Genomic DNA, 21,890 nt, shown 5'->3' with positions numbered 1-21,890 from the left:
CGCTAAAAATCGGATAATGCAACCTTGTTACTTTTTATTTGTTAGCTTTATATTTCGCCACATCTATACCATATTTCTCAATTCGTAGTCCAAGTTTACGATTGGAAATTCCCAGTTCTTTTGAAGCTCGCATAACATTTCCTTTTTCAAAAGTTAGGCAATCTATAATAAGCTGTTTCTCAACCTTTTCAACAATTACATCTAGAGTTCCTTTACTAAAAGTACTTGTAGATTGGGCTGTTTGTAGCGTTGGCGGTAAATTTTCAATACGAATTACTTGGTCTGTACTAATAATGGCAGCACGCTCAATACAATTTTCTAATTCCCTGATATTCCCGGGCCAATGGTAAATCATAAGTGCATCGAGTGCTGAAGAAGATATCCTTTTAATATTAGTTCCGTTTTTAGTATTTGCTTTTTGGATAAAGTGGTCTGCTAAAAGCGGAATGTCATTTAATCGTTCACGCAGTGCCGGCATATAAATTGGAAACACATTAAGGCGATAATACAAATCTTCCCTAAATTTTTCCTCTACAATAGCATTTTCTAGATTTCTATTTGTTGCAGTAATAATTCTAACATTGCAATCAATTGTTTTGGAACTTCCTAAACGTTCAAACTGTTTTTCTTGTAGAACTCTTAAAAGTTTAATTTGTAATGGTGCCGATAACTCCCCTATTTCATCTATAAAAATGGAACCCCCATCAGCTAATTCAAACCGGCCTTTTTTTGCTTCAGAAGCACCTGTAAAAGCACCTTTTTCATGCCCAAATAATTCACTTTCAATAAGAGTTTCGGGCAATGCAGCACAATTTACTTTTATAAAAGGTTTAGAAGCTCGGTCACTTTTGTAATGAATCGCATCGGCAATTAATTCTTTACCTACACCACTTTCACCTCTTATTAACACGGTGGCTTGTGTTTTTGAAACTTGCTCTATTTGCTTAAAAACTTCTTTTATTTTAAAGCAGTTACCAACAATATTTTCATAAGAAAACCTGTTTTCTAATTCTAAATGTAATTCCTTATTTTCATTTTTCAAACGTTCAATTTCCTCCATTCGGTCTTGTCTAGCACGAACCGCCTGACCAATCATAGAGCCTATAACTAAAAGTATACGAATCAGTTCATCTTTATTTACTCTTTCGTCATAAACTCTAGAAATACTTAACGTACCAACTGTTTCAAAATCTACTTTTATAGGCACAATAATGAAAGAAATATCTTTTTTGCTTTTTGTTTGTAGGTCCATTTTGGTTTTATTTACAAAACCTTGAGCCCCATCAATTTTATCAATATAAATTGGTTTACCCGTTTTAACAACATTTCCTGTAATTCCCTCTCCTATTAAATAACGTGCTTCTTTTTTATCGTCATAGGAAACCCCATAAGACGCTTCTATTAAGATTTTAGAAACCTCTCTATTTAGGATGGTTAGCATACAACGTTCGGCATCCAGATATTTCCCAATCAATTCCATGATAGTTCCCATCGAATCCTTAATAAACCTACTATTATTTATCATGGTACTAATTTCAAATAATAGCGGCAATTCGGTATCACCCTTGCAGAACCTACCGGCCTTGTGGCAATAATGGCTTTTAAAACCATCTTTTATCGTACTATTTAATGTACTAGACATTGGATACTAAATGCTTTGGTTGAACTTCATCATCAAAGATAAAAAGTAAAATTTACTAAATACATTATTTTCAACAAAATAAGCCTTATTTAGAATTTTTATTAACAATAATTAGATAGTTCGATTTTTTATTTATCAATTTAGAATATTTAATGATTATAATTCAAACTTGATTTTTATACATAAATGTAAAACAGGCTATAAACTTTTACATTTATGTAAACTTCATTCTTTAGGAAATTATTACCCCAAACAAAAAACAATTTTTATAACTTTTTGAAATACAATTTGTTACACCCGTTTTTTGTCCAAGTTTTTCTTATTACAATTTTTATTGGCACAGTAAATGAAAATTGGAAAGTCAAATATTCATTTAATAAATTCATTATGAGAAAAATAGCAATTTACGGAAAAGGTGGTATCGGAAAATCTACCACAACACAAAACACAGTGGCTGGTTTGGCCGAAATGGGTAAAAAAATAATGGTAGTTGGATGCGATCCTAAAGCCGATTCAACCAGACTGCTATTAGGAGGTTTAGCTCAAAAAACAGTACTAGACACTTTAAGAGAAGAAGGAGAAGATGTTGTATTCGACGATATTGTAAAACCAGGTTATGGTAATACAAGCTGTACAGAATCTGGTGGCCCAGAACCAGGTGTTGGATGCGCAGGTCGTGGAATTATCACATCTATAAACATGTTGGAGCAATTGGGTGCCTATGATGAAGATAAAGCATTAGACTATGCATTTTATGATGTATTAGGAGATGTGGTTTGCGGTGGATTTGCCATGCCAATTCGAGATGGTAAAGCCGAAGAAATTTACATTGTTGTTTCTGGTGAAATGATGGCTATGTATGCTGCAAACAATATTTGTAAAGGTATTGTAAAGTTTGCGCAAGCGGGTGCCGTTCGGTTAGGAGGTCTTATTTGTAACAGTCGTTTGGTTGATAACGAGCAACAAATGATTGAGGAATTAGCTAAAAAATTAGGTACCCAAATGATTCATTTTGTACCACGTGATAACATGGTTCAAAAAGCGGAAATCCACAGAAAAACAGTTATTGAATATGCTCCAGAACATCCTCAAGCAGATGAATATAGAACGCTTGCTCGAAAAATTGATCAAAATAAATTATTTGTAGTTCCAACGCCTCTTGAAATAGAAGAACTTGAAGGATTACTTATCGAATACGGCATTTTAAATTAAAAATTAAACACTCACTTATCATTTAAAAATTATCACTATGCAATTAATTAGAGCCATTATAAGATCCGAGAAATCTCCTGTAGTTATTAAAGCTTTGTTTGAAGCTGGTTATGTAGCTGTAACAAAAGTACCTGTAGTGGGGCGCGGAAAACAAAGAGGTATTAAAATTGGGGATATAACCTACGACGAAATTCCTAAAGAACTATTAATGATCGTTGTTAAAGACGAAGACAAAGATTTTGCTACAAGAACCATTATTGATTCAGCACGCACCGGAGAAAAAGGTGCCTTTGGAGATGGTAAAATATTTGTTAGCGCCGTAGAAGAAGCCTATACAATTAGTCGTGGCACCAAAGAACTATAAAATTTAAAAAGCATGAAGACGATTATAGCTATACTACGAATTCACACAATGAACCGCACAAAAGAGGCACTATCTAAAGCAGGACTACCTTCTTTTACAGCAACAGGCCAAGTGTATGGGCGTGGTAAAGGAAAATGGGATGCAGAGGTTATGGAAGGTGTTAAAAACAATCAACCAGAAGCCATAGCCCTTTTAGGTCCAGAACCAAGACTACGACTACACCGAATGATTACACTTACTGTACCAGATTCTAAAGTGAAAACGGCCGTTCAAGAAATTATGAACGCCAACAGAACAGATGCACCTGGCGACGGTAAAATATTTGTGCTTCCTAACTCAGAAGCCATAAGTATTCGTACCGGCGAATCTGGCGATAGTGTATTAGATTAACAGTTAAAACAAATAAATATGTCTACAGATAATAAAAACACACCATTTCCCGATGCATCCGATTTAATCGAAGAAATATTACATAAATACCCTAGCAAAGTAGCAAAGAAAAGAGCAAAATCTTTAGTTTCTAATGATCCGGAAATAGACCAAGAAATTCAATCAAATATTCGAACTATACCTGGTATTATTACACAAAGAGGTTGTTGTTATGCAGGTTGTAAAGGCGTAATATTAGGCCCAACACGCGATATCATCAATATTGTACACGGGCCAATTGGATGCTCATTTTACGCTTGGCTTACCAGAAGAAACCAAACAGATGCTGGTGTAGACGGCGAAAACTATATGAACTACTGCTTTTCTACCGATATGCAGGACACCAACATCGTTTTTGGTGGTGAAAAAAAATTGGAAGAAGCCATTCGTGAAGCTTACGAGATTTTCAAACCACATGCCATTGGCGTGTTTTCAACTTGTCCTATTGGATTAATTGGAGATGATGTTCATGCGGTTTCAAGAAAAATGAAAGAAGAATTAGGCATTAACATCTTCGGGTTTAGTTGTGAAGGTTATAAAGGTGTAAGTCAATCGGCCGGTCACCATATTGCGAACAATGGCATTTTCAAACACGTAGTTGGATTAAATAATACGGATCCAGGTGGAAAATTCAAATTAAATCTTCTTGGAGAATATAACATTGGTGGCGATTCCTTTGTTCTTGAAAAATATTTTGAAGAAATGGGTATCACATTGGTTTCAACCTTTAGTGGAAACTCAAGTATTCATCAATTTGAAAATGCACATATGGCCGATTTAAATGCGGTAATGTGCCACAGATCCATCAATTATATTGCTGAAATGCTTGAAAAAAAACATGGCATTCCATGGATTAAAATAAACTTTATTGGTGCCGATGCTACCGCTAAATCATTACGAAAAATTGCAAAATATTTTGAAGATGATGAGTTAATTGCTAAAACTGAAGAAATAATTGCACGCGAAATGTTAGAAGTGCAAGCTACCATTGAAGATGTAAAAACCAGAACCACTGGTAAACTATGCATGATGTACGTTGGTGGATCCAGAGCACATCACTACCAAGAATTATTTGGAGAGATTGGAATGCGCACCATTTCCGCAGGTTACGAGTTTGGTCACCGTGATGATTATGAAGGTAGAAAAGTAATTGACAGCATTAAAATTGATGCCGATAGTAGAAATATTGAAGAACTAGATATTACTAAAGATGAATCATTTTGGAGACAAGATTTGGTTGATAGAAAAACCGCCCTTGAAAGTGAAGGGTTCGGATTTAGTGAATACGACGGTATGATGCCAGATATGGAAAAAAACAGTTTGGTTATTGATGACATTTCGCATTGGGAAACCGAAAAACTTATTGAATACTACAAACCAGATATTATTGGTGCCGGTATCAAAGAAAAATACGTTATCCAAAAATTTGGAGTGCCATTAAAACAACTTCATAGTTACGATTATGGTGGGCCGTATGCTGGTTTTAAAGGCGCCATTAATTTTTACAAAGACATTGACAAAATGGTGAATACCAAAATTTGGGGATTAATACCACCTCCATGGAAAAATCAACCAGAGTTGGTAGCAAAAATGGCCAATTCAGCTTGCTAAGCCGTATTCAAGCCCATTCAAAAAACAATTTACAAACTTAAATTAGAGATATTATGTTACTAAGACATACTTCAGAAGAAATAAAAGAAAGAACATCTTTAACCATTAATCCAGCAAAAACGTGTCAACCTGTTGGCGCTATGTACGCCGCATTGGGAGTTCACGGTTGTTTACCACATAGCCATGGTTCTCAAGGGTGTTGTTCTTATCATAGAAGTGCACTTACACGCCATTACAAAGAACCAATTATGGCTGCAACAAGCTCATTTACAGAAGGATCTTCCGTATTTGGCGGACAATCAAACTTATTACAAGCTATAGAAAACATTTTTACTATTTATGAGCCAGATGTTATCGCAGTACACTCAACTTGTTTATCAGAAACTATTGGTGACGACCTTACTCAAATTATTGAAAAAGCAAGAGATGGCGGTAAAATCCCAGAAGGCAAATATGTTATACACTGCAACACCCCAAGTTATGTTGGGTCGCATGTAACGGGTTATGCCAATATGGTTACAGGAATAGTAAATGGGTTTTCAAAAGCTACAGGTACTAAAAATGACAAAGTGAATCTCATTTCTGGTTGGGTTGAACCTTCAGACATGAAAGAAGTAAAAAGAATAGCGAACCTTATGGGTGCCAAATTCACACTTTTCCCTGACACTTCCGATGTGGTTGACACACCTCAAACTGGTAGCTACGAAATGTACCCAAAGGGAGGCACCAAAGTACCAGATTTAATTGCCACTGGTGATAGCAAAGCAACATTGGCTTTTGGTAAATGGGCTACCGAAGATGCCGCCATTAAATTAGAAAACAAGTGTAAAGTACCTTATGAAGTTACCGAATTACCTATTGGTGTTCGAGCTACCGATCGGTTTATCATGCAACTTTCAAAACTTGCTGAAGTATCAATTCCTGATGCCATCACCACAGAACGCGGAAAATTAGTTGATATGATTACCGATATGCAACAGTATTTACATGGAAAACGTGTGGCTTTATGGGGAGATCCGGATCAATTAATTCCTCTTGTTGAATTCCTTTTAGATATGAATATGAAACCCGTTTATATCGTTTCTGGAACCCCTGGAAAAAAAATGCACCAAAAACTAGAAGACATGTTACTACCCATAGTACCAGAAGCTAAATTCCAAAACGGACAGGGAGCAGATATGTACTTATTACACCAATGGATTAAAAATGAAGGTGTCGATTTACTAATTGGAAACACCTATGGTAAATATATTTCCAGAGATGAAAATACACCGTTTTTAAGAATGGGATTCCCAATTCTAGATCGTGTAGGTCACTCTTACTTCCCCACATTAGGATATATGGGAGGCATCAGAATTCTAGAAAAAATCTTAGATCTTTTCATGGATAAACAAGATTTAGAAGCCTCGGAATCTGAATTTGAATTAGTAATGTAACACCTGATTGAGTATCTACTAATCAAGAAAAAATGAATTAATAAATTAAAATCAAAACACATGGAATCTATACTTAAAGGCAGACAAAATCAGGTATTGACTAAGGGAACAGATTCTCATGAATTAAGTTGTGACAAATCTAGTCTTGCAGGATCCGTAAGCCAACGTGCTTGTGTATTTTGCGGGTCTAGGGTTGTTCTCTATCCCATTGCAGATGCGCTTCATTTGGTTCACGGCCCTATTGGATGTGCTGCTTATACTTGGGATATTCGTGGTGCCTTATCATCGGGGCCACAAATTCACCGACTCAGTTTTTCAACAGATATAAAGGAGCAACAAGTGGTTTTTGGAGGTGAAAAAACCTTAAAAAACGCACTTATTGAATTAATTGCTGCATATAACCCCAAAGCCGCTTTTGTATACTCAACCTGTATTGTCGATTTAATTGGCGACGACGTTGAAAGTGTCTGTAAAGAAGTTACAAAAATTACTGGCATTGATGTTATTACGGTGCAAGCCCCTGGTTTTGCTGGCACTAAAAAAGATGGTTACAAAGTGGCCTGCGACTCGCTTATGAAACTTGTTGGCACAAAAGGAACCGATGAAACTATTCCAAACAGTATCAATATTATTGGCGACTTCAACTTAGCCGGAGAACTTTATTTATTACGCGATTATTACGAAAAAATGGGTGTTCACATTGTGGCAACTATTACAGGCGATGGTCGGGTTGATGCTATTCGTCAATCGCATAAAGCCGCTTTAAATATTGTGCAATGTTCTGGGTCCATGAGCAACCTTGCCGTTCAAATGGAAAAAAAATATCAAATCCCCAATATGCGGGTTTCTTATTTCGGGATTGAAGATATGTCCGATGCCCTATACGGAGTAGCTCGTTTTTTCAACAACCAAGAAATGATGGATAAAGCCATCGACCTCGTTAGAAATGAAGTCAGCGATTTATTACCCAAACTAGAATTCTATAAAAAAGCCTTAAAAGGCAAAAAAGCAGCTATTTATGTAGGTGGCGCATTTAAAGCCATTTCACTTATAAAAGCATTGCGTATGGTAGGTGTAAAAACCGTTGTAGTTGGTTCGCAAACAGGCAATAAAGAAGATTACTTAACCATGAAAAACCTTAGTGATGAAGGTACTATTCTTGTTGATGACACAAACCCACTAGAATTAACGCAATTAGTTAAAAGAACCAACGCCGATATTTTAATTGGTGGTGTGAAAGAAAGACCCATTGCTTACAAATTAGGATTGGGTTTTTGCGATCATAATCACGAGCGAAAACTAGCATTAGCTGGTTATGAAGGCATGCTAAATTTTGCTAAAGAAATTTATGCAACTGCTATGAGTCCTGTATTTCAATTCACTAAAAAGTAAAATAATACGCCTTATCATGGAAAACGAAACCAACATAAAAGAAAAAGCCTTTACATCCACACGTAATGCTTGTAAAGTGTGTACACCATTAGGGTCTAGTATTGTTTTTAAAGGTATTGAAGGCTGCGTGCCACTTATTCACGGGTCGCAGGGATGCGCAACTTACATAAGACGCTATTTAATAAGCCATTACAAAGAACCTGTTGATATTGCTTCCACAAATTTTTCAGAAGAAACGGCCATTTTCGGAGGCGAAAAAAACTTATTCATTGCTATAGAAAATGTCACCAAACAGTACAATCCTAAAATTATTGGAATTGCCACAACCTGTTTAAGTGAAGTAATTGGTGATGATATGCGTAAAATAATTCACAGATACAAAACGGAACACGATGCTAGCATTCCAGAATTAGTTTTTGTGAATACCCCAAGTTTCATGGGAACACACATGAATGGATTTCATGATACGGTAACCTCTTTGGTAAAATCATTTGCTAGTATTGGGGAAAGAACTTTTAGCGTTAATATGTTTCCTGGATTTTTATCGCCAGCCGATTTACATCATTTAAAAGAAATTTTAGCCGAAGTATCTATTCATGCGATTATGACTCCTGATTATTCCGATATTTTGGATAATGAATATACCGGGGAATATGAAAAACTTCCAAAAGGCGGAACAACCTTAACAGAATTACAGCAAACCGGTTGCTCAAAAGCATCTATAGAATTTGGGTATATTTTAAACAAATCGAACCCACAAACAGAATCGGCTGCTGAATATCTAGAAACAACTTTTGATGTGCCTCGCATAAACCTAAACATCCCGATAGGCATAAAAGCTACTGATGCCTTTTTCAGTGCTTTAGAAGCATTAACATCTAAAAAAACTCCCGAAAAATACACCAAACAACGCGGAAAACTTATTGATGCCTATGTTGATGGTCATAAATATGTGTTTGGAAAAAAAGCCGTGGTTTATGGTGAAGAAGATTTTGTTGTGGCAATGATTGCTTTTTTAGAGGAAATAGGCATTGAAACGGTGTTATGCGCTTCAGGTGGAAATAGCGGATTATTGAGAAAAACCATTCTAGAAAAAGTAAAACCAAAATCAGACATTCAAATTCATGACAATTTTGATTTTGAAGAAATTGCAGAAACCTGTAAAGAACTAAAACCAGACATATTAATAGGAAACAGTAAAGGCTATTACATAGCACGCGAACTTGGTATTCCGTTGGCAAGAGTAGGCTTCCCCATTCATGACCGATTGGGCGGATCACGAATTAAACACATTGGTTACGAAGGCACACAAGCATTGTTTGATTTGATAGCGAACACCCTTATTCAACAAATGCAGGATCATTCACCTGTTGGATACAAATACATGTAGCCAAAAAAAGAACAAAAATGTAAATAATCACTAAAAAACAAGAACATGGAAAATTCAACAACTTTAAATAAAATACATCCTTGTTTCGACAAAGAAGCGAAATTAAAATATGCTAGAATTCATATTCCAGTAGCACCTCAATGTAATGTTCAATGTGGTTATTGCAACAGAAAATACGATTGTGTAAACGAAAGCAGACCGGGTGTAACAAGCTCCGTTTTAAAACCTTTTCAGGCGCTTAACTATATGAGAGCCATTTCACAAAAAATAAAAAACGTATCAACTATAGGAATTGCAGGCCCTGGTGATGCCTTTGCTGAACCAGAAAAAACCTTAGAATCTATAAGACTTATAAAAAATGAATTTCCAGATAGAATATTTTGTCTGTCTTCAAACGGCCTTAATATTTTACCATATGTTGATGAAATAGCCACATTAAACGTAACGCACGTTACCCTAACCATTAACAGTTTCAGATTAGAAACTCTGGAAAAGATTTATAATTGGGCACGCTTCAATAAAAAAATGTACCGTGGTATAGAAGCTGCTAAATTAATGCTTAGTCAACAAGGTGAAGCCTTAAAAGCACTGGTAGCAAAAGGGATTGTTGTAAAAGTAAACACTGTAATTATCCCAGGTGTAAATGACACTGAAATAGAAGAAGTCGCTAAAATAGTAAGTGAACTAGGAGCTTCAACTATGAATTGCATTCCATTAATTCCTACCGAAGGAAGCGATATGGCCGATTTTGAAAAACCAACGGGTGAAATGGTAAGAAACATTGTTCGCTCCATTCACAAATACATAAAACCAATGACACATTGTGCTCGATGTAGAGCTGATGCCGCAGGCATGTTAGGAAAAGATGACACCAGTGCCTTTAAACTAATTGATGAATGCGCTGCCATGCCAACCGCAATAGATAATACAAAACCACATGTTGCCGTGGCTAGTTATGAAGGTTTAATGATAAATAAACATCTAGGGGAAGCAACCGATTTTTTAATATATAAACAAACTGAAACAGATTACGAATTGGTTGAAAAACGTAAAGCACCAGCAAAAGGAGAAGGCGATTTACGCTGGATAAACCTTGCCAAAACTTTAAACGATTGCTCCTACATTCTTGTAAATGGCGTTGGTGCACGACCCGTAGATTTACTTCAAAAAGTAGGCATTGCAGTAGTTGAAATGTCTGGATTAATTGACGATGGCCTTGATGCCGTTTATAAAGGAAAAAAACTTAAAGCTGTACTTAAAACCACCTTATCAAAATGTGGAAGTAGCTGTGGTGGTAACGCTATGGGCTGCGGATAATGGTATCCTATTTTTATAAAACTACATAATTACTCTAAACAATTTTAAAAATGAAAAAGCCAGATTATTTAATATTACTATGCAACTCCTACAGAATGGTAGGCGAAGCTAAAGGTACCTGCCTTAAAAGAGGATCAACAGATTTAATACAATACATTTCTGAAGAATCGGCAGATCGCGGATTGGATGTTGCTGTTACTACCACAGCCTGTTTAAATATTTGTCCGCAAGGCCCGGTAATTATTGTGCAACCAAATAATTATTGGTACGGTGGCATTACAGATGAAGATAAAATTGATGAAATTTTAGATGCTTTGGAAGAAAACAAAGCTGTCAATTCCTATTTAATCACAGATTAAAAACCGTTATGAAATTTTACTAAAAACATCTAACAATTTAAATTTTTAACCTATGGATCCTATTTTTTTGATTTCGCTTTTTGTCATAGCCTTTCTGTATGCATCCATTGGTCATGGTGGAGCAAGTGGTTATTTAGCCTTAATGGCTATGTTTGGAATTGAAACCGTATTAATGAAATCTTCGGCATTAACCCTTAATCTATTTGTTGCTGGAATTGCCTTTTACAGCTATTATAAAGGCGGATTTTTTAATTGGAAAATCCTGCTTCCTTTTGTTTTAGCTTCAATGCCAGCGGCTTATTTTGGTGCTAAACTATCGGTTGATCCTACATTTTACAAAGTTTCACTAGGTGTTTGTCTTTTAATTGCCGTCAGCAGAATGTTAATTCAGGTTAAAAATAAAAGCACCCAAGAATCCAAAACACCCAATTTTGTAATCGCAATGATGGTTGGTGCTATTGTAGGCTTTTTTTCTGGAATGATAGGCATTGGTGGCGGTATCATATTAAGTCCGTTATTAATTGTTTTTGGTTGGGCCAATTTAAAAGAAGCGGCAGCGGTTTCAGCAGGGTTTATATGGTTAAACTCAGTCACGGGGTTACTGGGTACAATTAATTCTGGCGTTCAATTATCACCAACCATCGTTCCTTGGATAGTTGTAGCACTTATAGGCGGCTTTCTTGGATCTTGGTCTGGAAGTTTTAAGTTTTCGGAAATCTCTTTACGTTATCTTTTAGCATCCGTTCTATTCATGGCAAGTATAAAATTATTTTTCATCTAAAAACACCGATTATGACACCTTACCTTATAGACACAACCTTACGAGATGGTGAACAAGCACCTGGCGTAGTTTTCTCTAAAAATGAAAAAATGCATATTGCATCAATGCTCGATGAGTTAGGTGTAAATGAAGTTGAAATAGGCACACCTGCAATTAGTAATGACGAAAAATTAATCATTAAAGATATCGCATCCCAAGGTTTTTCTTATAAAACATCAAGTTGGTGTCGTGCTAATTTACATGACATTAAGGAAGCTACATCCCTTAACACCACATCTATAAATATTTCATTGCCCGTATCCAACATTCAAATTGAAACCTTAGCGAAATCCAAAGATTGGGTACTTACAGAGTTAAAAAAAACAACTAAATATGCGGCTAATTACTTTAATCATGTTACCGTTGGTGCTCAGGATGCCACAAGAGCTGATATCAATTTTTTAAAAGAATATATTTACTTTGCTCAAGAGAGTGGTGCCAACCGTGTTAGAATTGCAGATACGGTGGGTATTTCAAGCCCTCTGGATATTCAAGCATTGTTTTTGGATTTAACAGATAGTTTTCCAACTATGGAATTTGAGTTTCACGGACATAATGATTTAGGAATGGGTACTGCAAATGCCATTACCGCCTATAAATCTGGCGCTAAATGTTTAAGCGCAACGGTGAATGGTTTAGGTGAAAGAGCTGGCAACTCGGTACTAGAGGAACTTATAGCCTACTTCATTTATAAGGAAAATAACACGTCCTATAACTCTAAAATTATTTCGAAACTTTGTAAATACGTTGCCTACAATTCTAGGGTAAAATTAGCAACCAATAAACCGTTAATTGGGAAAAAAGTATATACCCACGAATCTGGAATTCACACATCAGCTATCATAAAAAATAGGGCATCATATCAATTTATCAATCCGCTAGATTTCGGACAAAAAAATCCTGGGTTTTGTTTCGGGAAGCATTCTGGCAGGGCTTCAATTAATCATTTTTTTTCAGAAAAAAATCTTTCTATAGATGATTATAAAATGCAGAAGATTTTAAATGTGGTTAAACAACATTCAACTTCATTAAAAAGATCTTTAAATGAAATGGATTTAATGCAAATTTATTTTGACCATTAAACTTTAAACTTTTTATCCTATTAAAATTTTTAAAATAAAAACCTTTATAAAAATAAAAGGCAGTAATTTAAAATTACTACCTTTTATTAATATTGTTCCTATTTAATTCAATAAGAACAATATAGCATCAATTTGAATTTATTTTTTAACGAACTTAAAGTTTGTTATCTCACTACCAGACTTAACCGTTGCTATGTACATCCCTGAATCTAGTTTAGAAACATTAATAGGTACTAATTGCTCATTTGCGTCTTTTTGCAAAACAACTTTACCTAAAATATCATGAATGGTTATATTATTAATGTTCTTATTATACTTAACGTTAATAATATCATTAACTGGGTTTGGATAATAATTAAAATTATTAAGGTCAAATGAATTAACATTTAAAGTTGCATCATATGCTCCAATCCTGAACTTTCCGTGTTGTAAAGACCAAGCCCAAACTCTAACATATACTAATTCTCCTGGTGTTTTATTTGTAAACGAAATACCTGCAAATGAATTACCACCAATAACAAATTGGTCATTACAATAAGCTTCTGTGGCATTTGGAGGTGGCAAAAAGTAATAAAAAGGCTCTAAAGTAGTTGTACCACAGGATCCCGTATAAGTTTCCATCGCAGTATCATACATATTTCTTTCCGTTGGCTCTACACGTGTTTCTATAGTGAAATTTCCTGAAGCTGGAACCACTACGGTAAACCAAACGTCTCTACCACGTGTTGAAAAATCTAAGGTTCCACAAGTAGGGAAATTTGAATTTGTTGCATTTACCGATGCCGATGTGTTTGTAGCAACAATATAGCTGTCTTCAAAAGTTGCTCCTACAGTTAATGCCAATGGCGTTGAACAATCATCATTTGATGGTGGTGGTGGCGATTTATAAGCACATAAATCAAAATAAATGGCTCGTGACGACGATGCAGATGTTACACTAATGTAGTACGTTTGATCTGCTAACAAATCTGCTAATACAATATCTTGACAATGAGCTGTAGGCGATGGATAATCTTCTGATAATGGATTTAAATACCCCGGTGTTCCACTATATACAGCAATAGATAATGGAGCATTACCATTTACATGTGTAGTTTTAAAAGTATATTCCGCCGTTTCGTTTGGAGTAAAACGGTACCAAACATCACTATTACTTGAACTACAGATAGCCTCGGTAGAATGGGTAGCGCTAGTTGTATAACCTCTTGTTGGATTTTCACAAACATCAAACGTCGATTCTAACACATTAACGGCATTTAATGGTTCATCATTTGAAGGTGGATTAGGAAAAGGATATACACATAATCTGTATTGTGTACTCGCTGAAGCTCCTCTGGTATTAATATAATAAGTTTGTCCACTCGTTAATTGTGCACTGTAATATCTGGTTGAACACCCTGTTTGGCTAACAAGACTTCCTGGAGTACCAGAAAAAATACCTATTCTAACATCCAGACTACTTCCGTTTAAAGCTTCAATTTCTATTGAATATACTTTTGTTTCTGTTGGTGTAAATGCATACCAAGAGTCAATCCAACCATTCGACTCGCCACAAGTAAACTCCAATGATCTTGTAAACCCCATAAAATCGCCCGTTTTCTCATTTTCACAAATATATGTAGTAGAAGCACTTATGGGCGTAGCCCCATTTGCCTCATCAGTCTGTGCACTTATTGTTTGGAACAATAGTACGGTAAAGATTAATAGTAGTTTTTTAGCCATAATTTATATTTTTTGATTATCACAAATATCGTAAAATAAAAGGCGTATTTTTTATTTGTTTTATTATCATTAACTTATCGTTAACCTTTGTTACTATTGTTTTTTAAACCTATCTCCATAAGTTTACGTAGTAAAAGAATATTGTCATTAAAATTTACAGAAAACAAATATTATTTTACCTCTTTAAAAGATACTAACCAAAGCCTTTTTTATGAAAAAAATTTACTTTTTAATTTTATCATTATTTTATTTATGCTCATTTGCACAAGTGCAAATTGGCACAGACACGAACCAATTTCAAGATGCACCATTTGATCCATCAAATGTTTACTCTTACACGCAAAGCATTTATTTAGCTCCTGAAATAAACGCTTCTGGAAACATCACAAGTTTACAATGGTATTTTAGTGGCACAACATTATTACCTAATAGCCAAGACTTGACTATTTATTTAGGCCATACCACTAAGGATGCGTTTAATAGTACTAGTGATTGGGAGCCGTTAGCAAATTTAACCCAAGTATATTCTGGAGGAATCGATGTATCTGCCGGCGTAGGTTGGGTAACTATAACGTTTCAAACACCCTTTGCATACAACGGAACAGACAATTTAATAGTTGCTGTTGATGAGAATATGACTGGAAGTGACAATTCGGCGGACGACTTTCATAACACACCTGTATCAGGCACGCGAACGATGGCTTACAAAAGTTTCTCAGTAAATCCTGACCCAGCATCTCCTCCAAATGTTTTCTCCTCCGGACTAGATGCATACATACCAAATATTATTTTGGGAGGTATTACACAAACATGCCCTGTTCCTACAGATGGAAACACATCTAATATTACAACTACTACTGCTAGTTTAAATTGGACCATTGGAGGTAGTGAAAGTGCTTGGGACATAGAACTTGGTCAGGCAGGTTTTACGCCTACAGGTTCACCAACCGAGTCCAATATTTCAAAACCTTATACTGCAACCTTACTAACTGAAAATACGGCTTATGAATATTATTTAAGAGCAGATTGTTCTGGAGGCGATTTCAGCGCATGGAGTGGTCCTTTTTCTTTTAGAACAGAATGTTCAGCAATTGACGATTTTTCTGAAAATTTTGAGTCCATGCCTGATGAATTGGAAACTCCTTACTGCTGGAACACCATTATATCAACAACGGGATCAGTTCCGAAAACAAAAGTAAATACAAGTTCTTTTAGTGCTTACCAAGGAAATAATTATTATGAAATATCTTCGTTAACCAATGATGATTTGGTCTATCTAGTTTCTCCTGAAAGTAACATTATTGCTGATGGCAACCATCGAATTGAGTTTGCTGCAAAGAGTAGTTATCTTGGATCTGAAACAATAACTCTAAAAGTAGGTTTAATGACGGATTCCTCTGATGAAGCTACCTTTCTTGAGTTATCGTCATTTGAGTTAACTGATAGTTCAGAGAACACAAATAACTATTCACTTTATGCTATTAATATAGCATTAAATGCATCTTACAAATATTTAGCTTTTAAAGTTGAAACAACTTCCAGCTCAAATAAAACAGTTTATTTGGATGATGTGAATGTAATAAGTCAACCTTCATGTTATCAAATACTTGACATTACTGCTAGTGATATTACATCCAACGCATTTAATCTCAATCTAACCTTGGATACGCAAACCCAAACACAATGGGAATTAACAGTAAAACAAACAGGTTTAGCCTACAACCCCGATACAGAAACAAAAATTGTTAGCACCACACTAAGTACTAGTTTAACAATGGATTCTGATGCCAATCCAATCAATCCAAACAGTCCATATATTGTTTATGCTAGAGCAAATTGTGAAGCAGAAGGCAGCGAAGGCACCGGCTTTAGCGAATGGTTTGGCCCTTTTGAGTTAAGAACCAATTGTGCTGAAACAACCGATGATTTTTCTGAAAATTTTGATACGCTTCCAGATGAATTGGCTACACCATATTGCTGGTCAACAATTGTATCTTCAACCGGAACCTTACCAAACACAAAAGTAAATACTAGTGCTTCATTAGCTTATTCATCTGAAAACTATTTCGAAATTTCATTAAATAACGACGATACTTTCTATTTGATATCTCCAAAAAGCACCATCATAGCTGATGGAAATCACCGAATTGAATTTGCCGCAAAGATTAACACTTCTACCGGAGATGATAACAGTTTTAAAGTTGGCCTTATGTCGGACCCAAATGATGAAGCAACTTTCGTAGAATTATCTTCTTTTATCTTATCAAATTCATCAAACAACACTAATAATTATTCGCTTTATTATGTCAATATTCCATTTAATGCTACCCATAATTACTTAGCGTTTAAACCAGAAACGACTTCTACTTATAATAAAACGATATATTTAGATAATATTGAGGTTACAACGCAACCGTCTTGTTTAAGTATTTTGGATGTTACGGCAACGAATATCGAAGATGTAAATTTTGATTTAAATTTAATTTTAGATTACCAAACACAAACAGAATGGGAATATATTATTAAAAAAACAAGTTTAAATTTTGATCCGAACATTCAGCCAACTGCAACTACATCTAACCTTTCCGTGTCCAATATCACTACAGATACAGACGGTTTAGCAATAGTTCCAAACAGTATCTATAGAGTATTCGCAAGAGCAAATTGTGATGCAGCAGGAAGCGATGGCACAGGAAAAAGTGTATGGTTTGGTCCTTTTGAATTTAGAACAGCTTGCGCTCCTTTAAATAGTGGCTTTACCGAAAATTTTGATACGTATTCCAACGGAGCATTTCCTTTTTGTTGGTCTAAAAATATAACTTCAACAGGATCTCCACTCGTTCAAGTAAGTAATTTTTCTTCTTATGCCAATTCGGGAACGAATACCATAATTATGAATACAGGAAATGATTCTAACGCCAACATATTGTTAATCTTGCCACAAAACACTGTTGCAAATGATGGCTCCCATAGGTTGGAATATTATGCAAGAAAATCTAATGAAAATATTGAAGCCAGTATTATTGTGGGCACAATGAGTGATCCTTTAGATGCAAATACATTTAAAGAAATAGTTGCCGTACCTGTTACTACCGGAGGCACATCGGGCGCAAATATTAAATATTTTGTTAATCTACCAGCAAGTAGTGATGAATATGTAGTTTTAAAACACAGTGCCGGAATTGCTTCTGGTATTTCATTTTATATTGACGATGTTACTATTACCGATCAACCAGCCTGTGCTGAAGTATACAACATTAGTGCTGAAAATATCACGGCCACTTCCGCTGAAGTAAGTTGGGATTTTGTAGGTAGCCAAACAGAATGGGAATATGTAGTACAATTGGCAGGAACGGGAACTCCAGAAGCAGGAACAACCACAGCATCCAACACTTCGAATGCTCATTACAATAGTCTTACAGCAAATACCTCCTATGAAATTTATGTAAGAGCGAATTGCGGTACTAATGGCAACAGCCCATGGATGGGACCAATTAACTTTACAACATTATGTTCTCCTAAATCTGCACCATTCTCAGAGAGTTTTGAAGGATTTGCAAATAACTCAGAAATAGAACCTTGTTGGTCTAGCATAATCGACCCAATTTCAACCAGTCCTTATGTAAGATATAGTACAGTTCAAGCTCAGGAAGGCACAGTTAGTGTAAGGTTATATAGTGGAAATGATGAAAATTCAGGCATTTATTTAATTACTCCTATGTTATCTGATTTGGATAATACCAAACGTATTATTTTTCATGTATACGATGATAATAATGGCGGTTTAGAAGTAGGTACGATTACAAATCCTCTAGATCCATCTACATTTACATCGTACAAAACATATCTTGATGCTGATTTACCTGATGATACTTGGGAAGAGAAAATTATTTCTTTTGAAAGCTATACAGGTTCAGACGAATATATAGCGTTTAAGTACAATGCAGCTACTACCTTCGATTATTTATACATTGATAATTTCACCTATGAAGATAACCCAGCTTTAAGTACTAAAGACTTTGATTTTAAAAGTTCAGTTACCATTTACCCAAACCCGGTTAAAAACACTTTAAGTATAACTGGGTATGATATCCAAAAAATCACAATTTTTAGTATTAATGGTAAGCGTATTTTAACCCAAAACACGAATACTAGCAGCATAGATGTATCTACCCTAAAAAGTGGAATGTACTTTGTGAACATAGTAGACGATAAAGGAAATAGTGCCGTTAAAAAGTTTGTGAAGAACTGATTTATAATACTAAATTAAGTAGACCATTTTTTAACTAGATAAAAGTAAGCCAGAACATATAAATGTTCTGGCTTTTTTTATTAAAACAGTTAATTCTTTTTATAACTGGTAACTTACGGCCTTTCAAAAACCATTAATCCATATTAAAAGAATCCGTTAAAAGCGATACCTTTAAAAAGAGTTAAACTAAAACTGCACCCTAATTATTATGTGATTCTATTTTAAACTCAAAACCCACGCCTCTTACACTATTTATACTAATATTTTTATCCTCCTTAAATAGTTTTCGTAACCTTGAAATAAAAACATCCATACTTCGTCCAGAAAAGAAATTACTATGTCCCCAAACGTTTTCAAGAATATCATCTCGTTGCAAAAGCTTGTTTTTGTTACTATATAAGAAGAATATAAGTTGAGCCTCTTTTTCAGTTATTTTAAAACTTGTATTACCAAAAGTTAAGGTAAGATTATCAATATCAAACAAATAATTTCCAATATGGATTAATTCATTTTTTAGATGGTCTAGAGAAATGGTTTGTTGTTGTTCCGTTCTTTTTATAATATTATTTATTCGTAAAATAAGCTCTTCTACTTCAAAAGGTTTAGAAATATAATCGTCTGCTCCTAAACTCAAACCTCTTATACGATCTTCTTTAGTTTTTCTCGCCGTTACAAAAAGAAAAGGTGTTTCGGGGTTTTTTTTAGTTAGTTTTTTTGCTAATTTGAATCCGTCTAGTTTGGGCATCATCACATCGATGATACAAATATCAAAAGAGTGCATTTTAAACAAATCTAAAGCCTCGGCACCGTCTTTAGCCCAAATAACTTCAAACTTATTTAGTTCTAAATACTGTTTTAAAGTTGTGCCGAAATCAATATCATCATCAGCCAACAAGATTCTTTTTGTCATTATTTGAAGGAATTTTTATATAGAATGTTGAGCCTTCATTTTCATTACTTTCCACTTCTATTGTTCCTTTGTGAGCTTTAATTATTTCGCTACAATAATAAAGACCTAAACCTAAACCCTTATAATTATGCGTATCCTTTTCACTAACACGAAAGAACTTACCAAAGATAAGTTTTTTATTTTTTTTAGATATACCTATTCCATTATCGGAAATTGAAATTATATGGATGTCTTTTTTAATAGAGTAGGCTACTTTTAAAACGGTACCTTCAAATTTAACCGCATTGTTTAGAATATTTATAATGGCAGTACTCAAATAAAATTTATCAACTTTCACTTGGGTAGTTGTGTTTTCAATGGATCGTAAAAACTGAATATTATTTGATAGTGTTAAAGAAAAATCATCACAAATTTCATTTATAAAATCAGAGAGATTAATTGGTTCAAGATTGAGTATAATGTCGTTATACCCTAAACTATTATCAACTACTTGATCAATTAAATTTTGTAAACGTAAATTTTGCCGATTTATAGTGTCGATGGAGACCTGGGCTATATCGTTATTGTCTTTAGCATACTTTGATGACAAGGTTTTTATAGCTATTGATAAGGTAGCTAAAGGCGTCTTTAACTCATGTGTGATATTATTAATAAAATCTGTTTTAATTTCTGAAATACGTTTTAATTTTAACAAATTCCTAATGGAATAGGTAACTAGTGAAATAACAAATACAAATAACAAAAAGGCAATAAAAAATAGTAGCATCAGTTGTTTGAAGATGATTCTATCCCAATCGTCAATCTTCATATACAAGGTGGCGCGATACTTAATTACTACTATTTCCTTTTCTAAATTATTGTTAATAAATTCTTCATCAAAACTCCAGTTCCAGGCGTTAATTATTAAACCTTCTTCCATGGGAAAGTCGGTACCAATTAAGAACGACGGATTATTATCACTCTCAATAATAATGTCATCTGTTTCTCCATTTTCATAAATAAGTTGAATAGAAGATGCAACTTTTTTAAAATAAATATTCTCTTCTAAATCAAAATGATTTGCTCCTTGTTTAAAGTATTCAAGGAATTTACCGTTCCTGGCTTTAGCTGCATTTTCTAGTTCTAAAACCAATTGTTCTTTTGTTATTTTTCCATTCCTATATTCAGGAATTTTTTTTACAAAATCCATTCTATAATCCCAAGAAAGAGAATCTACATAAGGAGTGTTAACAATACTTCCTATTTTAGATCGCGATTCAACGGCAAACTTATGTTTCCTTAGGTCGTAGGTATTGAAGGTTAAATAACCTTGTAGAGTGCTTAAAGCAATTAAAGAAATAATAGCTCCAACAATAAGTAATCTTGATTTTATTTGCATAAAGTTAAAGTATCATAAAACCATATAAATTGCTTCATTATTTATATTATTAACCTAATATTAACCGATAACATCTGTTCCAAAAATAAAAAATAAAAAGTCATTATTGCCTTTATTATTAATTGGATAGGACTGGGAGGGTTTTTAATTAGCATTCAATGGCTACTCTGCTTTTACTCCTTACAATTATTGAATTATAATTCATTTTTTGCCTCTTGAAAGTTTACACCTTAAATTAACTACAAAGAAGTTGTTGCTTTTCAAATTTTTTATTTAACAGTTACTTAGGTCTTTTATAAGTTTAAAAACTTATAAAAACAACAATACTTTTTATACAAATTGTATTTAAAAACAAAAAAGGGCTACATTTCTGCAACCCTTTTTTAAAGTGGAGAAGAGCGGGCTCGAACCGCCGACCTCTTGACTGCCAGTCAAGCACTCTAGCCAACTGAGCTACATCCCCATTTAATTATTTTAATTCGCTTAACACTAAAACAGGTAAGCTACTGTTAAAATCTTTTTTATAAATCTGGTTTTTCTCCCATTTTTTCATAAAAAACCCTCTTTTTCTTCT

General features: G+C 34.5%; 16 protein-coding genes and 1 tRNA gene. 12 read left to right on the top strand and 5 right to left on the bottom strand.

Annotated features, from left to right (window positions below):
- Positions 1 to 34 precede the first annotated feature (34 nt).
- Entirely contained in the window at positions 35 to 1,642 is a 1,608-nt protein-coding gene (locus tag ABYI63_RS01645) for a sigma-54 interaction domain-containing protein (protein ID WP_372752738.1), read from the bottom strand.
- Between the two features lie 333 nt (positions 1,643 to 1,975).
- On the opposite strand from ABYI63_RS01645, the gene nifH reads away from it, so the two are divergent.
- The 11 genes from nifH to ABYI63_RS01590 are packed head-to-tail and all read left to right on the top strand — an operon-like array spanning position 1,976 to position 13,054.
- Positions 1,976 to 2,854: a nitrogenase iron protein gene (gene nifH / locus ABYI63_RS01640; protein WP_372752946.1), complete on the top strand. Its 879-nt coding sequence runs from the start codon at positions 1,976 to 1,978 to the stop codon at positions 2,852 to 2,854.
- 37 nt (positions 2,855 to 2,891) lie between these two features.
- Positions 2,892 to 3,218 carry a P-II family nitrogen regulator gene (locus ABYI63_RS01635; RefSeq protein ID WP_372752736.1) on the top strand — a complete coding sequence of 109 codons (327 nt, stop codon included), beginning with the start codon at positions 2,892 to 2,894 and terminating at the stop codon, positions 3,216 to 3,218.
- Positions 3,219 to 3,230: 12 nt separating this feature from the next.
- On the top strand, positions 3,231 to 3,608 hold the full coding sequence (locus ABYI63_RS01630) for a P-II family nitrogen regulator (RefSeq protein ID WP_372752734.1): 378 nt from the start codon (positions 3,231 to 3,233) through the stop codon (positions 3,606 to 3,608).
- An 18-nt stretch (positions 3,609 to 3,626) separates the two neighbouring features.
- A complete protein-coding gene (nifD, locus tag ABYI63_RS01625; RefSeq protein ID WP_372752732.1) occupies positions 3,627 to 5,258 on the top strand; it encodes a nitrogenase molybdenum-iron protein alpha chain in 1,632 nt (543 codons plus the stop codon).
- A gap of 53 nt (positions 5,259 to 5,311) precedes the next feature.
- A complete protein-coding gene (gene nifK, locus ABYI63_RS01620; protein WP_372752730.1) occupies positions 5,312 to 6,694 on the top strand; it encodes a nitrogenase molybdenum-iron protein subunit beta in 1,383 nt (460 codons plus the stop codon).
- Between the two features lie 60 nt (positions 6,695 to 6,754).
- On the top strand, positions 6,755 to 8,086 hold the full coding sequence (gene nifE / locus ABYI63_RS01615) for a nitrogenase iron-molybdenum cofactor biosynthesis protein NifE (RefSeq protein ID WP_372752728.1): 1,332 nt from the start codon (positions 6,755 to 6,757) through the stop codon (positions 8,084 to 8,086).
- Between the two features lie 16 nt (positions 8,087 to 8,102).
- A complete protein-coding gene (locus ABYI63_RS01610) occupies positions 8,103 to 9,476 on the top strand; it encodes a nitrogenase component 1 (RefSeq protein WP_372752726.1) in 1,374 nt (457 codons plus the stop codon).
- Positions 9,477 to 9,521: 45 nt separating this feature from the next.
- Positions 9,522 to 10,793 carry a NifB/NifX family molybdenum-iron cluster-binding protein gene (locus tag ABYI63_RS01605; RefSeq protein ID WP_372752724.1) on the top strand — a complete coding sequence of 424 codons (1,272 nt, stop codon included), beginning with the start codon at positions 9,522 to 9,524 and terminating at the stop codon, positions 10,791 to 10,793.
- 50 nt (positions 10,794 to 10,843) lie between these two features.
- On the top strand, positions 10,844 to 11,152 hold the full coding sequence (locus ABYI63_RS01600; protein ID WP_372752722.1) for a ferredoxin: 309 nt from the start codon (positions 10,844 to 10,846) through the stop codon (positions 11,150 to 11,152).
- 52 nt (positions 11,153 to 11,204) lie between these two features.
- A complete protein-coding gene (locus ABYI63_RS01595; protein WP_372752720.1) occupies positions 11,205 to 11,933 on the top strand; it encodes a sulfite exporter TauE/SafE family protein in 729 nt (242 codons plus the stop codon).
- Between the two features lie 11 nt (positions 11,934 to 11,944).
- Complete coding sequence (locus ABYI63_RS01590; protein WP_372752718.1) at positions 11,945 to 13,054, top strand: hypothetical protein; 1,110 nt, start codon at positions 11,945 to 11,947, stop codon at positions 13,052 to 13,054.
- A 138-nt stretch (positions 13,055 to 13,192) separates the two neighbouring features.
- On the opposite strand, the gene ABYI63_RS01585 is transcribed toward ABYI63_RS01590, so the two are convergent.
- Positions 13,193 to 14,776, bottom strand: coding sequence for a T9SS type A sorting domain-containing protein (locus ABYI63_RS01585; RefSeq protein WP_372752716.1), 1,584 nt, complete (start codon positions 14,774 to 14,776; stop codon positions 13,193 to 13,195).
- Positions 14,777 to 14,987: 211 nt separating this feature from the next.
- Between ABYI63_RS01585 and ABYI63_RS01580 the strand changes: the two genes are divergently transcribed.
- Positions 14,988 to 19,028, top strand: a complete 4,041-nt coding sequence (locus ABYI63_RS01580) for a choice-of-anchor J domain-containing protein (RefSeq protein WP_372752714.1) — start codon at positions 14,988 to 14,990, stop codon at positions 19,026 to 19,028.
- Positions 19,029 to 19,227: 199 nt separating this feature from the next.
- Here ABYI63_RS01580 and ABYI63_RS01575 read toward each other — a convergent pair whose 3' ends face one another.
- The 3 genes from ABYI63_RS01575 to ABYI63_RS01565 form a co-directional block, all read right to left on the bottom strand.
- Entirely contained in the window at positions 19,228 to 19,938 is a 711-nt protein-coding gene (locus ABYI63_RS01575) for a response regulator transcription factor (protein WP_372752712.1), read from the bottom strand.
- Positions 19,913 to 21,316 (bottom strand): sensor histidine kinase, encoded by a 1,404-nt coding sequence (locus ABYI63_RS01570; protein ID WP_372752710.1) that lies wholly within the window; start codon positions 21,314 to 21,316, stop codon positions 19,913 to 19,915. Before ABYI63_RS01570 ends, ABYI63_RS01575 begins: the two co-directional genes overlap by 26 nt.
- Positions 21,317 to 21,705: 389 nt before the next feature.
- Positions 21,706 to 21,779 (bottom strand) — tRNA-Ala (locus ABYI63_RS01565).
- Between the last annotated feature and the right edge of the window lie 111 nt (positions 21,780 to 21,890).

Origin of the sequence: Mariniflexile sp. (assembly GCF_041583155.1) — a bacterium.
GTDB lineage: Bacteria > Bacteroidota > Bacteroidia > Flavobacteriales > Flavobacteriaceae > Mariniflexile.
The sequence above is the reverse complement of the archived record's forward strand: the minus strand, read 5'-3'. Positions and strand labels throughout refer to the sequence as shown.

Excerpts from the sequence above, each read along its gene's own strand:
- ABYI63_RS01645 (WP_372752738.1), bottom strand. The coding sequence starts at position 1,642 with ATGTCTAGTACATTAAATAGTACGATAAAAGATGGTTTTAAAAGCCAT.
- ABYI63_RS01595 (WP_372752720.1), top strand. The coding sequence starts at position 11,205 with ATGGATCCTATTTTTTTGATTTCGCTTTTTGTCATAGCCTTTCTGTAT.
- ABYI63_RS01605 (WP_372752724.1), top strand. The coding sequence starts at position 9,522 with ATGGAAAATTCAACAACTTTAAATAAAATACATCCTTGTTTCGACAAA.
- ABYI63_RS01600 (WP_372752722.1), top strand. The coding sequence starts at position 10,844 with ATGAAAAAGCCAGATTATTTAATATTACTATGCAACTCCTACAGAATG.
- ABYI63_RS01630 (WP_372752734.1), top strand. The coding sequence starts at position 3,231 with ATGAAGACGATTATAGCTATACTACGAATTCACACAATGAACCGCACA.
- ABYI63_RS01590 (WP_372752718.1), top strand. The coding sequence starts at position 11,945 with ATGACACCTTACCTTATAGACACAACCTTACGAGATGGTGAACAAGCA.
- nifE (WP_372752728.1), top strand. The coding sequence starts at position 6,755 with ATGGAATCTATACTTAAAGGCAGACAAAATCAGGTATTGACTAAGGGA.
- ABYI63_RS01580 (WP_372752714.1), top strand. The coding sequence starts at position 14,988 with ATGAAAAAAATTTACTTTTTAATTTTATCATTATTTTATTTATGCTCA.
- nifD (WP_372752732.1), top strand. The coding sequence starts at position 3,627 with ATGTCTACAGATAATAAAAACACACCATTTCCCGATGCATCCGATTTA.
- ABYI63_RS01570 (WP_372752710.1), bottom strand. The coding sequence starts at position 21,316 with ATGCAAATAAAATCAAGATTACTTATTGTTGGAGCTATTATTTCTTTA.
- nifK (WP_372752730.1), top strand. The coding sequence starts at position 5,312 with ATGTTACTAAGACATACTTCAGAAGAAATAAAAGAAAGAACATCTTTA.
- ABYI63_RS01575 (WP_372752712.1), bottom strand. The coding sequence starts at position 19,938 with ATGACAAAAAGAATCTTGTTGGCTGATGATGATATTGATTTCGGCACA.
- ABYI63_RS01585 (WP_372752716.1), bottom strand. The coding sequence starts at position 14,776 with ATGGCTAAAAAACTACTATTAATCTTTACCGTACTATTGTTCCAAACA.
- ABYI63_RS01635 (WP_372752736.1), top strand. The coding sequence starts at position 2,892 with ATGCAATTAATTAGAGCCATTATAAGATCCGAGAAATCTCCTGTAGTT.
- ABYI63_RS01610 (WP_372752726.1), top strand. The coding sequence starts at position 8,103 with ATGGAAAACGAAACCAACATAAAAGAAAAAGCCTTTACATCCACACGT.